Consider the following 13,308-nt stretch of genomic DNA (forward strand, 5'->3'; position numbering starts at 1 on the left):
TTGTAAAAATGTACTTATTAGAAAACAAAAAAAGAGTGAAATAAAATTCACTCCTTAAAAATAATTATAAAATCAATTCAAAATACTATATAATATATTTTTAAAAATCAAAGTTTTAATCAGAACATTTAAGTAAGGACTAACATAGCAATGATACTGTAAATTTAAAACAGAAAAACTATTTTGTCAATATCAAAAAAATTATAAATTATAAGTTTATCAGCTCCCCATTTATAGGGAGGTTTCTCCCCATTTATGGGGAGAAAAAGAATTTACCTTCTATAGAGATTGCACAATTCGGTTTATCTTATTAAATTAGAAATAAAAAAATGGAAGAAAAATTAATTGCTATTAGAAAGAAAATAAAATTTGCTCGCTTAAAAAAAGAATACTCTCAATATTATATGGGCTGCAGATTAAGCACAAGTCAAATTGCTTATCATAATTTAGAAAACGGAAAAAGCAATATTAAAATAGATACATTGTTAAAAATAGCAACTATTTTAGAAGTGGATGTAAAAGATTTTTTTGATTTTGAAGAGTTAAAGAATAAGAGAAGTTAATTAATAGTATCAATCTCTATTTTATAGAGATAAACTACACAAAAATTAAGACTCAAGCCTCTTCTTACTATTTTTTAAGATCAGAAAACACGCACCTATTAGTATTACAGAAACGATTGCAGCTATAATCGTTTTTTGATAACTTATAGGAATTAGCACTTGATTTTTAGAATGAAAGTAATACGTAAAAGGATATTCTTTGGGTAGAAAAATAGATAAATACATTTTCTTATCAATATAATCCATGAGATTGGCCATAAAAAAACCAAAAACTGAAAATTTTAGATATTTTAAACCAAGAAAAAACATTAATACCAAAGACCATAAATAAACAGCAACTTCAATGAATAGCATTTCTTGCATGGTTTTATAAGGAGATTCACCAATGAAGTCTAAAATATAATGAGAGGCAAAAGCAAGAATTCCACCAATAATAAAAGTTTTCTTTTCGCTTTTAGTAATTATATAGCTTGCTGTTATAATAGCAATACCTATTGCTCCATGTGTGCTTGCATGCATTTTTTATTTTTATAAAATTTTGATTAAATACCTTAAAAGTTTACTGTTTTTTAGAAAATTTAAACTCTAAAAACCCAAAATAAAACTAATACAATTATTCAATATTTCTCCACTTAGAGTTATTGTTAGGAGAAATTCTTTTTAAGGTTGATGATAATTTTATGGCATTTCTTGTTCTAGGACCATCAGAATAAATGTTTACCAATTCATCAGCTTTGGCATCAAAAAACATTCTAATTAAATAATTACCAACAGTTTTGTTGTACAGATTTTCCATTTTAAAAGCACTATCTTCTATGGTCTGTTTTGCGTATTCTTTGTTTGTTCCAAAATTGTCTAAACCTTTTATATGATAATCATACATTACATCTCTGTAGGTTTTTAATTTTGGCGCTAATAAATTGTCTATCAACAAAAAACGATTTTGCTTACCTACCACATTTTGCCAAGCAGATAAACCACTTTGCTGTGCTTGCAACATAACATTTTGCGCTTCTTCTAATTCAGTTTGACCACCGTATTTAGAAAATGAATCTGCATCAACACCTAAAATTGTGTATACATAAAATACAATAGTAGATACTAAATTACTATCAAAAGAATTTCTATTGTAAATTAAAGGATCGTATTCATTGTATCTAAACGTAAAATCGTTGTCTTTTAAATTTAATAAAGGGCTTGCATAACTTGAGCCGTAAACAGGTCTTGTAGATTGTACTTGTAGTGTAGCAGTGTAATTATTGTCATTTCTTTCTGTAACAATAATATTCATAACACAGTCTACTTTTTCTTCTGTTTGTACAACTCTGTCTGTCCATTTTGTTTGATTTACAAACTCGGTTAAAGATTTTTGTAAAGTTTCAAATACTTGTCTGTTAGAACCTGCAATTTGATCGTAATTAATATTTACCAAACAGTTTAATTCTTGCGAATTTACATTCGCAATAGATAGAAATATGGCAATAAGTAAGACTATTTTACGCATTTCTGTTTTAATTGTACTTGATACTTTTTTTTACTTTATCAAAAAAATCACTCAAAATGGAAATGATATCAACCCTTAAGATGATTTACAATCTCATTCATTATATCTTCAGCTACTTCTACTTTCGACTTTAATTCGAATGGTTTTTCATTCAAATTTTTATCAATAATAGTAATTTTATTTGTGTTAGTGGCAAAACCAGCTCCTTTATCTTGCAAAGAATTTAAAACAATTAAATCTAAATTCTTACGTTTTAGTTTGCCTTTTGCATTCTCAATTTCATTATTTGTTTCTAATGCAAAACCAACCAAAAGCTGATGTTTTTTACTTTCACCTAAAGAAGCTAAAATATCTTTTGTAGGTGCTAACTCAATGGTTAACGAAGAATCTTTCTTTTTTATTTTCTGACTAGCAACATTTTTTGGTTTGTAATCTGCAACAGCTGCCGATAAAATAGCAACATCTACATCATTAAAATATTGGTGTGCTGCTTTATACATGTCTTCAGCAGAAACTACATCTATTCTTTTTATTGATGAATGTTGTATTTGTTGATGACTTGGCCCAGAAATTAAAAACACTTCTGCACCTAAATTTGCTGCCGATTTTGCTATGGCAAATCCCATTTTGCCTGATGAATGATTTCCAATAAAACGAACAGGGTCTATAGCCTCGTAAGTTGGGCCAGCTGTAATTAATACTTTTTTACCTTTTAAAGGCAGTTTGTTTAAAATATCATTTTCAATAAAGGTAACAATATCTTCTGGCTCTGCCATTCTACCTTCGCCAACTAAACCACTAGCTAATTCTCCTGAAGTTGCAGGAATTATAATATTACCAAAACTTTTTAATTTGTCTAAACTTTTTTTGGTGGAAGGATGAATATACATATCCAAGTCCATAGCTGGTGCTAAATACACAGGACATTTAGCAGATAAGTAAGTTGCCAGTAATAAATTATCGCAAGTACCATTTGCCATTTTAGACATGGTATTTGCAGTTGCAGGAGCTATTAAAAAATAGTCTGCCCATAAACCAAAATCAACATGATTATTCCAAAGTTCATTTTCTTCTTCTTTATCGAAAAAAGTAGAATGAACAGGATTTTTAGAAAGTGTAGAAAGAGTGAGAGGTGTTATAAAATCTTTAGACGCAGGTGTCATTATTACTTTAACATCTGCGCCTAATTTTATAAATAAACGAACTAAAGAAGCCGTTTTATATGCAGCTATACCAGCAGTAATGCCTAAAAGGATTTTCTTACCACTTAAAACAGACATTTATTCTGTTTCTGGAGTTCTAAAATATACTTTACCTTTTAACCATTCATCTACAGCAATTGCAGTTGGTTTTGGCAAACGCTCGTAAAATTTAGAAACTTCAATTTGTTCTTTGTTTTCAAAAACTTCTTCTAAACTGTCATTATACGTAGCAAACTCATCTAATTTATCTACTAATTCTTTCTTTAAATCAGCATTAATTTGATTTGCTCTTTTTGCAATAATAGATATCGCTTCGTAAATATTTTCTGTTGGAGCTTCTATGATATCTTTGTTGTAAGTAATAGTACTTAATGCAGCTTCTGTATCTTTATAATCCATAATATATATTATTTCTCTTTGGTGTTCTCTTTTTGTAATTCTTTAATCTGAGCAATAATGCCTTCAATTCTTTTTTGTTCTTCTTTAAGCGTTGCTAACATTTCATTAGATTCTTCCATATATTGAGATTCTGGAAAATTTCTTTCTAATTTTTCGTAAGCTTCAATAGCATCTTTAATTCTGCTTTCTTTTCTTCTGTCTGTGCTTTTTAACACAAAATCGTGCGCACATTTTAATCTATAGTACAAAGCTTCTTCTTTAAATTCAGAACCTAAATAATCTGATAAAAGATTATCGAAAGCTTGAATTGCTGCTTTGTAATTTCTAAAATCGTAATCTGCTGTTGTATAATAGGTTTTAGCGATTTCGAAGTATTTTTTCTGTAATTTATATCTTAAATCTTTATAATGTTGATTAGCTTCATCAATTTTATCAGAATTAGGATAAGTATTTATAAAGCTTTGAAAAGCTTCTAAGGCTTTATTGGTATCTGTAGGATCTTTGCTAAAAACAGGTGAAGCTAATTTGTAACTTAAAGCAGATAGAAAAGAAGCCTCTTCATTTTTAGAACTTTTTGGATAATTTTTTGTAAAACGATCAAAATAATAACCTGCAAGTCTATAATTTTTTTCGTTAAAATTAGCCTGAGACACCATAAACTGAACACGCTCCATTTGAGGTTTACCTCTGTAAGCAGGCGTTATTTTTTCAAATATGCGTAAAGCTTTTGCGTAATTATTAGTTTCGTACATTTTTACAGCCATCTTGTACTGCTCATCTACACTACCTTTATTTAGTACTTTTTGATACTCTCCACAAGAGAATAACATTACACTAAACACTACTAAATACGCTAAATTTTTAATTTTTTGCATCGGGCAAAATTACTAATTAATTATGGATAATAAAAGAATTTATTTTTTGTAAAATAATTCTTTTCTATTTGATACTGAAATCATTTCTGCTCAACAATTTAAAATAAAATTTAATCAGCTATTTTTAAAAAAAATGGTTTACTTTAAAACGCTTTTTAATACTTTAAATTGGGTCTTGCAATAATCATCAAAAAAGCCTTAAAAAAGTAATAAACTGATACTAAAAGTTTGTTAAGATTCAACCTATGTTTAAAAAGCTTTAACGTATGCCGCTATTTTTTCATGCAATTGTGTACTTGCTTTTACTAATGGCAAACGCACGTTGTTATTACAAATTTCTAACTCTTGTAAAACTGTTTTAATTCCTGCAGGATTGTTTTCTTCAAAAATATAATCAACAATATCCATCATTTTAAAATGGATTTTATAAGCTTCTTTGTTTTTACCTTCTAAACCTAATTGTATCATTTTAGAGAATTCTGCTGGAAAAGCCTGTCCAATTACAGAAATTACACCAGATCCACCAGCTAAAGTTACGCCTAATGCTAAATCATCATCACCAGAAATAATTAAGAAATCTTCTGGTTTATCTTTTAACAATGTATTGTATTGTTGTTGGTTGTTACCTGCTTCTTTTACAGCTACAATATTGCTAAAATCTTTTGCCAAACGCAATGTAGTTGCTGGCTCCATATTTTTAGCAGTTCTGCCAGGTACATTGTATAAAATTATTGGTAAATCTGTAGCTTCTGCAAGTGCTTTATAATGCTGATAAAAACCTTCTTGAGTTGGTTTACTATAATATGGTGCTACAGATAAAATACCATCTATACCTGTAAAATCTCTAGTTTTTAATTCTTTAACAACTTCTGATGTATTGTTACCACCAACTCCTAGAACTAAAGGCACACGCTTGTTTGTCGCTTTTATAATTACATCTATAATCAGCTGTTTTTCTTCTTTAGAAATTGTAGCACTCTCTGCTGTTGTACCATTAATTACTAAATAATTAGTGCCGTTTTCGATGTTAAAATTCACTAAATTTTCTAGTGCTTCTACATCTACAGATAAATCATTTTTAAACGGTGTAACCAAAGCAACACCTGTACCAATAAATTTTTGCATTATTTAATTTTTAAAGCGGCAAAATTACAATTTTCAAATTGAATTTGTATTGAAAAAATTATTTCTAATTAAGAAAACACAAGTTTTAATTTGAAGTTTAATTTTTGAGTTTATTTAAAACGATTAGATATTTTTTTAATTCAGATAAAAAACTATCAACATTTGTTGGTATTTCTGCAATTTCCATATCATATAAACTTGGGTTTACGTTTGCAAAACCTACTTTAAATTTTGCATTAGAACGTAAAACTGCATTTTCTAAATAGAGATTATTTTTATTAAAATACCCAATTAATAAATCGTGTGGTTCTTCTATAAAAGATTTAAAAGTTTTGTTTTTTGGTTCTCCTTTCCATGTAAAATCTTTTTCTGTAAAATACTTAAAAGAAGGAATATTTTTTTTGCTATAAGGCCTATAATTATAAACTCTTACATTACCTAAACCTAAAATACGCTCTATATCATCTTGAATTTTTAACCATTTTGTAACTTCATCAGAAGCAATTACACCAACTGTATACACCTCTTCATTACAGACTACTCTATTTTCTTCTTTTTCTTTTAATAATTTATTGAACCGTTTTTGAATAAAAGATTTTTTCAATTTGAAATATGAATGTTAAGATTAAGCTTGTGTAAAAATACTATTTATTTTCTTTTGATAAAAAGGCGACAAACTTATCATTTTTATTTTTTATTTAAGAATTTAAAGGTTTTAGATAAATAATCTTAAAATATTTACATCAATTTTATGAAAATCAGAATAATAAGATAGTAATACAATTTTAATAATCTTGCACTAAAACATCTGTAGGTATGTTTAGCTTTAAGCTTAAGCTTCTAATCATTTCTAGGGTTAATTTTCTTTTTTTGTTTAAAATTTCACTAACTCTACTTTTAAAACCAACAACTTCTGCTAAATCTTTTTGTTTTAATCCCATTTGCTCCATTCTAAACTTAATAGCTTCAATAGGATCTGGATAACCAATGGGAGTATTCTCATTTTCATACTTATCAATTAAAATTGAAAGTATTTCTAATTCATCTCCTTTTTTTGTATCTTTTTTTGAGTCGAAAATCACCTCAAGTCTCTTAAGAGCATTTTGGTAATCGGTTTCGTTTTTTATAGGTTTAATATTCATTTTAAATTTTGTTTGCGTCTATTTTATCATATTCTGCGTGAGTTCCTATAAATCTAATCCAACATAACTGATAATCTAAATTAAATTTAACAATTAATCGATAATGGTTACCCTTAATATTAAATACAACTCTGTTATCTTTTAAAATACTTGCACTTGGATATTCCTTTTTTAACTCATTTAAAGATTCCCAGTTTGCTTTTTCAGTTTCTCTAAACCAAGCTGTTAATTGTTGTTCAGAATCTGAGTGTTTTTCCCAGAAATCTCTTAAAGTCCTTTTTGAAATAATCCTCACAATATAATTCTATGATACAAAAATAATACAAAAAAGTTACCATTTTGGTATTTTATTAATTCTTTTTTTACCTTTAAACTTTAAAAAATTGTTCATCTAAATTGCCAATCAAAAATTAATTGATAAAATCTCAAATTTTAATATAAAAAATTAAAAACCTACAACTTCTGTCTGTTGTCTGCAGATTGCGTATCTATCAATTTATTATAAGGATCTATACCTACTTCTGTTGGTTTAGCATCAACAATAATTGAAACTGTATTGTTTATTTTCGTTATTTTATGTTTTTGTAAATACAGTTCTACTTCTTTATTTACGCCATCAATTTCTTGTTCGCCAAAAATACCAACATCAATATAATCTTCTAGTTTTACAGATAATATTGGTTTCTTTTTATCTTTTGGAGTATAACTTAAAGTGTCTCCTACTTTTTCGCCATAATATTTTTTTCCTTTTTCGTCATTTCTATATTTTGCCACCAGAAAATCGATATCAACTTGATATTTTCCATTTTCTAATGGAGTTGAAGTAACATCAATAATTTTGTTTTGATATAAAGTAATCGTCTCAAACATGTCTTTAATTACATATTGCAAAGAATCAGGAGTAACTTCTTTAATATAATCTACCATTTCTATGGATGTGGTATAGGGAGGTTCTTGAAATTTTACTTTTTCTACATATTGTTTTAATGCTGCATTTAATTTTTCTTCGCCAATATAATCGCTTAAAGCATAAAAAACCAACGATCCTTTTTGATAATGAATATAACCTTGTCCATCATTATACATCAGCGGTTTTTCTCTTTTGGTTTCGAAAGTTCTTTGCATTAAATAACCATCTAAAGCATCCTTTAAAAAAGTACGCATTTTAGTTTTTCCATTTTGATGTTCTAATACTTTTAAAGAAACGTATTCTGATAAACTTTCGGACAACATTGTAGCCCCCAAAACATCTGCCCCAATTACTTGATGCGCCCACCATTGATGTGCAACTTCGTGAACTGTAACTGCAAAAGGATAATCTACACCATCATCATTTTTATCGTCTACATCTGCTATAAAACCAAAACCTTCAGAAAATGGAATTGTATTTGCAAAAGATTGTGCAAAGGTTCCAAATGTTCTAGGAAACTCTAAAATTCTTAGTTGTTTGTGTTGATAAGGACTAAAATTCTTTTCGTTATAATCTAAAGAAGCTTTCATCCCTTTTAGCATTCTATCTAAATTAAACGTATGTGGTTTGTGATAATAAATTTCTAAACTCACACCTTTATACATTTCTTTTTTAACCTGATATTCTGCAGAATTAAACGCATAAAAATTTAAGATTTTACTATCCATTTTATAATGGAAATATTTACGATTGTCTTCTACCCATTCTTTTTGCAAATAACCTGGCGCAATTGCAATTTGATCTTTTGAAGTAGAAACTGTGGCTTCAAAATCTATCCAATCTGCATCTTTAGAAATATAAGTATCTCCTAAAGCAGTTGAATCTGAAGGATGTGCTTGTAAATCGTTTGGAGGTAAATCGTATTTTTTTCTTGTTTTATTGTCTGTTAATTCTCCTTGAGAAGAATATCCTAAAGAAGGAAACATCGAAAAATTATTGATAAACGTTCCGTTCTCGATTATAGGCGATTTTTGTCGAAAGGTAGAATTTTCTTCACTTTTTACATGAACAGTTAATTGTAAAGAATCTCCGGGATTTAATTTTTTAACTAATTGATAAATATCAAAATTAAAAACAGTGTCTTCTAAAACTAGATTGTTTGGTTTATTAAACTCAAACGTGTTTTCTAAAGAATTATGATTCAACAAAATACTATCTATAGCTTTATCTGTTTTGTTTACCATTGTATAAATGGCTTTGGCTTTGTACGTTCTTTTCTTTGGATAAATATCTACATCAGCCTTAACAGCCACAATTCTTGGTTGCTTGTAATTTTCGTATTTTTTATAGGTTTTTTCCCATTCAACTGCATCTAATTCTGCTTGTTTTGATGATGAGTTTTCGCTGTCGGATTTAATCTCTAAATAAATAAATGTTCCTAAGGTTACAAATGCCATAAAAACCACTGAAAATGTAATAATTTGCGGTAATTTAAAACGCTGTACTGCAATATGAATACGCTCTGCAAATGAGCTTGGCAAACCTCTAACCCAAAATAAAACACTTAAAATTAAAAGGATTGATCCGCCTAAAATCCAATAGATTTTGTACCATAAATATCTGGATAACGAAGTTCCATATCCATTCATATCAGAATAACTAAAACTAGGACCTTGATTGTATTTAAAAATGGACAATTCTATACCCACAATCGATAATAATGGCATAGAAACTGCAATAATCAACACAATAAAAAAGCCTAAATATTGATTTTTAACCAACGTCTGAATAAAAATAGACAACAAAGCCCAAACTAAATAATTCAAGAATTTTAAACCAAATAATTCTTGCAGATACTGTCCGATTTCAAAATTATAATAACCTCTGTAAACCTGAAATAATATACCAGCAACCATAATTACTGCCAACAACACAAGTTGCATTTTTAAAAGTGCAATTAACTTTGAGAAAAGCAATGTCCAATTTGGCACAGGTGTACTATCTACCAAATGATTTATTTTAGCAGTATTTGCTCTTTGCACTAACATACCTGCATATAAAAAGGTACACACATTTAATACAAAAAAAGTAAACACATTACCTCCACTCAACATTTGCCAAGTTACAGGCAAAGTATCTGTTCCAAAAATTTCGCTAGAAACAAACAAAGTAGCCACTAAAATAATAACACCAACAATTAAAATACATATAAAAGGCAAACTTTTAAAAATGTATTTAAAGTCGATATTAGACAACCTCCACATTGTTTTTAATTTCTGCAAAAAGGAATAATTGTAAGTTACTTTAGGCAAATTTATTCTTGTAATTCCGCTAAAATTTCTTTTTGTAACACGCTCAGCTTTTACTTTTCTGAATGATATTGTAATTGCATTTTGACTGAATTTAAAATACTTAAATACCAAACCAAAAACTAAGGAAGAAATGAACAACCATAACAATCTGTTGTAAATGATAAACTTTTCTAAAGGCACTTGCAATTCATTTTGCTCGGACATTGTCCAATATTTTGTGTATTTGTTTAAAGCGGAAAATCCAAAAGGATCTAATAAAGCTAAAAGTTCTTCTTGCTCTGGTTCAGAAAAAATTGCACCCATTGCACCTTGAAAAAACATTAAAATAATTACAGTAATAAAACCTGCACCTTCACTTCTAGAAAAAGTAACCACTGCAAAAACCACTGCTCCAAAAAACAACATATTTGGCAAAATATATACCAAATAAGCGTTTAAATAACTTGTTAAATTTAAATCGCCAACAATATCTGAATTGGTTCCTGGAAACCGAAAACCAATCATCATACCTAAAGCGATTGCAAAAAGAATAATTGAAACTACTACAATACCACTTAAAAATTTTGCAAATAAATAATTTGCCTTTGTAAAAGGATATGAAAACAAAATGGTATGCATTTCGCTCTTAAAATCTCTGTAAATAGAAACGCCAATTATAGAAGGGAATAAAAAGTACATAAAAGTGGTAAAAAGACTAAAATTACCAATGATATTTATGGGCGAATTTACGATTCTTGATGAACCAACTGTACCTGTAATATTATCCCATATACCAGCAGAAGTTGCCGAAATAAAAAAAGCAATTAAAACAAAAATTGCCATATAAATATAAAATAAAGGTCTTTTAAACCAATAGTTTAATTCTTGTTTGAATATTGTTGAAAACATAATTTTGTAAAGTGATGAGTGATGAGTTTCTGTTTTTTGAGAATATTTTTCAGAATTTTATCTCTGAACTTTTTAATTTTAAACTCTTAACTTGTTAAAACTGGTTCATCTTGTTTTAAAGCAATAAAATACACATCATCTAACTGAGGAGTAACCGCTTCAAAATCTTCACTAGGTTTTTCTGGCGAAAATACTCTTATGTTTAAAGTATTATCTTGATTGTAGTTCGATGATAAAATATTGAACATTTTTTCATTTTCTTCTAAATCATCTCTGTTGATTATTTTTTTCCAGATTTTACCTTCAATTTCTTTTGTAGCTTCTTGTGGAGTTGTGTGCTTTAAAATTTTTCCTCCATTTAAAATGGCCATTTCATTACACAACTCTTTAACATCTTCTACAATATGAGTCGAAAAAATAACGGTACAATTTGTACCTACTTCTCTTAAAACATTTAAAAAACGATGTCTTTCTGCAGGATCTAATCCAGCAGTTGGTTCATCAACAATAATTAATTTTGGGTTATTTAAAAGCAATTGTGCAATTCCAAAACGCTGTTTCATTCCTCCAGAATAACCTGCCACATATTTATGCCTAACTTCGTATAAATTGGTAATTTCTAAAACTTCTTTTATTAATTTTTGTTTATCAGATTTATTGGAAATTCCTTTTAAAGTGGCAAAATAATCTAACAATTCTTGTGCAGACATTTTAGGATACACCCCAAAAGATTGAGGCAAATAACCCAACACTTTTCTTAAAGACATGTTATCTTCTAAAACATTAATATCACCAAAAGTTATAGATCCAGAATCTGGACTTTGTAAAGTTGCAATGGTTCTCATTAAAGACGATTTACCAGCTCCATTTGGCCCTAACAAACCAAACATTCCTGTGCCAATTTCTATACTTAAATTATCTATTGCTTTTACTCCGTTTTTATAGGTTTTGGTTAAATTTTCAATTACTAGCTTCATTTTTGTTGATTTTATTATGTTTTCACATTTGTGACAAATGTAAAAATAAGAAGTTTAGTTCCTTTTTTTTATACTTTTTTAAATGATATTCCTAAAAATTCGTTTTATTTTTACACAAAACAGAAAAGATATTATGTCAGAAAAATCAATTTTAAACGAAAAATCATTAGAGTTTTTAGAAAAATACTTAAATAATGCTGCTCCAACTGGTTATGAGTGGGAAGGTCAGAAAATCTGGATGGATTATTTAAAACCTTATGTAGATACCTTTATTACAGACACCTATGGTTCTGCTGTTGGAGTTATTAATCCTGATGCAAAATACAAAGTTGTAATAGAAGGGCATGCAGATGAAATTTCTTGGTATGTAAACTATATTTCTGATGATGGATTAATTTATGTAATTAGAAATGGAGGTTCAGATCATCAAATTGCGCCAAGTAAAATTGTAAATATTCATACCAAAAACGGAATTGTAAAAGGTGTTTTTGGTTGGCCAGCCATTCATACAAGAGATAAAGCCAATGAACAAGCACCAAAACCAGATAATATTACTATAGATACAGGTTGTACTACCAAAGATGAAGTTTTAGCTTTAGGCATACATGTAGGTTGTGTAATTACTTATCCAGATGAATTCCATATTTTAAATGGAGATAAGTTTGTTTGTAGAGCCTTAGACAATAGAATGGGTGGTTTTATGATTGCTGAAGTTGCTCGTTTATTAAAAGAAAATAGTAAAGAATTACCTTTTGGTTTATATGTAACCAATTCTGTACAAGAAGAAATTGGTTTACGTGGCGCAGAAATGATTACACAAACAATTAAACCAAATGTTGCCATTGTTACTGATGTTACTCATGATACTACCACCCCAATGATTGAACCTAAAAAAGCAGGTTTAATGGAATTGGGTAAAGGACCAGTAATTGCTTATGCACCTGCTGTACAACAAAAATTACGCGATTTAATTATAGATACTGCAGAGGCTAAAAACATTCCTTTTCAACGTTCTGCATTATCTAGAGCAACTGGTACAGATACAGATGCCTTTGCATATAGCAATGGTGGTGTAGCTTCTGCATTAATTTCTTTGCCTTTAAGATACATGCACACAACTGTAGAAATGGTACATAGACAAGATGTAGAAAATGTAATTAAAATGATTTACGAATCGCTTTTAAACATTAAAGACGGAGATACTTTTTCTTATTTTGATTAAAATTAAACAGTTTCAAATTTCGCTAATTTTTCAATTAATTGATGTAAAATTAGCGAAATTTGAAATTGTATATTTTATGTACATCTGATAAAATAAGAAGCTCTAAAAGAAAGATAATCAAAGAATCCGTATTAGCTAATTCTTTTCTTAATCTTATTTTTATAGAGTTGTGATAAATTTAATTCAATC

13 protein-coding genes are annotated in these 13,308 nt (G+C 28.5%); 2 read left to right on the forward strand and 11 right to left on the reverse strand.

Annotated elements, in window-relative coordinates; translation table 11 throughout:
- The first annotated feature begins 329 nt into the window (after positions 1–329).
- A complete protein-coding gene (locus ACWYN7_RS06590) occupies positions 330–563 on the forward strand; it encodes a helix-turn-helix domain-containing protein (RefSeq protein ID WP_462859066.1) in 234 nt (77 codons plus the stop codon).
- Between the two features lie 45 nt (positions 564–608).
- Here ACWYN7_RS06590 and ACWYN7_RS06595 read toward each other — a convergent pair whose 3' ends face one another.
- The 11 genes from ACWYN7_RS06595 to ACWYN7_RS06645 all read right to left on the reverse strand — a co-directional run bounded on the left by ACWYN7_RS06595 (position 609) and on the right by ACWYN7_RS06645 (position 11,897).
- Positions 609–1,082: a hypothetical protein gene (locus ACWYN7_RS06595; protein ID WP_462859067.1), complete on the reverse strand. Its 474-nt coding sequence runs from the start codon at positions 1,080–1,082 to the stop codon at positions 609–611.
- A gap of 94 nt (positions 1,083–1,176) precedes the next feature.
- On the reverse strand, positions 1,177–2,067 hold the full coding sequence (gene porD, locus ACWYN7_RS06600) for a type IX secretion system protein PorD (RefSeq protein ID WP_462859068.1): 891 nt from the start codon (positions 2,065–2,067) through the stop codon (positions 1,177–1,179).
- Positions 2,068–2,135: 68 nt separating this feature from the next.
- Positions 2,136–3,347: a bifunctional phosphopantothenoylcysteine decarboxylase/phosphopantothenate--cysteine ligase CoaBC gene (gene coaBC / locus ACWYN7_RS06605; RefSeq protein ID WP_462859069.1), complete on the reverse strand. Its 1,212-nt coding sequence runs from the start codon at positions 3,345–3,347 to the stop codon at positions 2,136–2,138.
- Complete coding sequence (locus ACWYN7_RS06610; protein ID WP_462859070.1) at positions 3,348–3,668, reverse strand: DNA-directed RNA polymerase subunit omega; 321 nt, start codon at positions 3,666–3,668, stop codon at positions 3,348–3,350.
- An 8-nt stretch (positions 3,669–3,676) separates the two neighbouring features.
- Positions 3,677–4,543 (reverse strand): outer membrane protein assembly factor BamD, encoded by an 867-nt coding sequence (locus tag ACWYN7_RS06615; RefSeq protein WP_462859071.1) that lies wholly within the window; start codon positions 4,541–4,543, stop codon positions 3,677–3,679.
- 249 nt (positions 4,544–4,792) lie between these two features.
- Positions 4,793–5,668: a 4-hydroxy-tetrahydrodipicolinate synthase gene (gene dapA, locus ACWYN7_RS06620; RefSeq protein WP_462859072.1), complete on the reverse strand. Its 876-nt coding sequence runs from the start codon at positions 5,666–5,668 to the stop codon at positions 4,793–4,795.
- A 97-nt stretch (positions 5,669–5,765) separates the two neighbouring features.
- Positions 5,766–6,272, reverse strand: coding sequence for a DUF6913 domain-containing protein (locus tag ACWYN7_RS06625; RefSeq protein WP_462859073.1), 507 nt, complete (start codon positions 6,270–6,272; stop codon positions 5,766–5,768).
- A 181-nt stretch (positions 6,273–6,453) separates the two neighbouring features.
- Positions 6,454–6,810, reverse strand: a complete 357-nt coding sequence (locus ACWYN7_RS06630; protein ID WP_462859074.1) for a helix-turn-helix domain-containing protein — start codon at positions 6,808–6,810, stop codon at positions 6,454–6,456.
- Position 6,811: 1 nt separating this feature from the next.
- A complete protein-coding gene (locus ACWYN7_RS06635) occupies positions 6,812–7,105 on the reverse strand; it encodes a type II toxin-antitoxin system HigB family toxin (RefSeq protein WP_462859075.1) in 294 nt (97 codons plus the stop codon).
- Positions 7,106–7,263: 158 nt separating this feature from the next.
- The gene (locus ACWYN7_RS06640) at positions 7,264–10,920 is read right to left on the reverse strand and encodes an ABC transporter permease/M1 family aminopeptidase (RefSeq protein WP_462859076.1); all 3,657 of its coding nucleotides are present in this window, start codon (positions 10,918–10,920) and stop codon (positions 7,264–7,266) included.
- Positions 10,921–11,006: 86 nt separating this feature from the next.
- Complete coding sequence (locus tag ACWYN7_RS06645) at positions 11,007–11,897, reverse strand: ABC transporter ATP-binding protein (RefSeq protein ID WP_462859077.1); 891 nt, start codon at positions 11,895–11,897, stop codon at positions 11,007–11,009.
- Between the two features lie 133 nt (positions 11,898–12,030).
- On the opposite strand from ACWYN7_RS06645, the gene ACWYN7_RS06650 reads away from it, so the two are divergent.
- The gene (locus tag ACWYN7_RS06650; RefSeq protein ID WP_462859078.1) at positions 12,031–13,119 is read left to right on the forward strand and encodes a M42 family metallopeptidase; all 1,089 of its coding nucleotides are present in this window, start codon (positions 12,031–12,033) and stop codon (positions 13,117–13,119) included.
- Positions 13,120–13,308: the final 189 nt, after the last annotated feature.

The organism is Polaribacter sp. M10 (assembly GCF_054968445.1).

Bases quoted from the DNA above. Each gene is read 5' to 3' on its own strand.
- ACWYN7_RS06590 (WP_462859066.1), top strand. From the start codon at position 330: ATGGAAGAAAAATTAATTGCTATTAGAAAGAAAATAAAATTTGCTCGC.
- ACWYN7_RS06595 (WP_462859067.1), bottom strand. From the start codon at position 1,082: ATGCATGCAAGCACACATGGAGCAATAGGTATTGCTATTATAACAGCA.
- porD (WP_462859068.1), bottom strand. From the start codon at position 2,067: ATGCGTAAAATAGTCTTACTTATTGCCATATTTCTATCTATTGCGAAT.
- coaBC (WP_462859069.1), bottom strand. From the start codon at position 3,347: ATGTCTGTTTTAAGTGGTAAGAAAATCCTTTTAGGCATTACTGCTGGT.
- ACWYN7_RS06610 (WP_462859070.1), bottom strand. From the start codon at position 3,668: ATGGATTATAAAGATACAGAAGCTGCATTAAGTACTATTACTTACAAC.
- ACWYN7_RS06615 (WP_462859071.1), bottom strand. From the start codon at position 4,543: ATGCAAAAAATTAAAAATTTAGCGTATTTAGTAGTGTTTAGTGTAATG.
- dapA (WP_462859072.1), bottom strand. From the start codon at position 5,668: ATGCAAAAATTTATTGGTACAGGTGTTGCTTTGGTTACACCGTTTAAA.
- ACWYN7_RS06630 (WP_462859074.1), bottom strand. From the start codon at position 6,810: ATGAATATTAAACCTATAAAAAACGAAACCGATTACCAAAATGCTCTT.
- ACWYN7_RS06640 (WP_462859076.1), bottom strand. From the start codon at position 10,920: ATGTTTTCAACAATATTCAAACAAGAATTAAACTATTGGTTTAAAAGA.
- ACWYN7_RS06645 (WP_462859077.1), bottom strand. From the start codon at position 11,897: ATGAAGCTAGTAATTGAAAATTTAACCAAAACCTATAAAAACGGAGTA.
- ACWYN7_RS06650 (WP_462859078.1), top strand. From the start codon at position 12,031: ATGTCAGAAAAATCAATTTTAAACGAAAAATCATTAGAGTTTTTAGAA.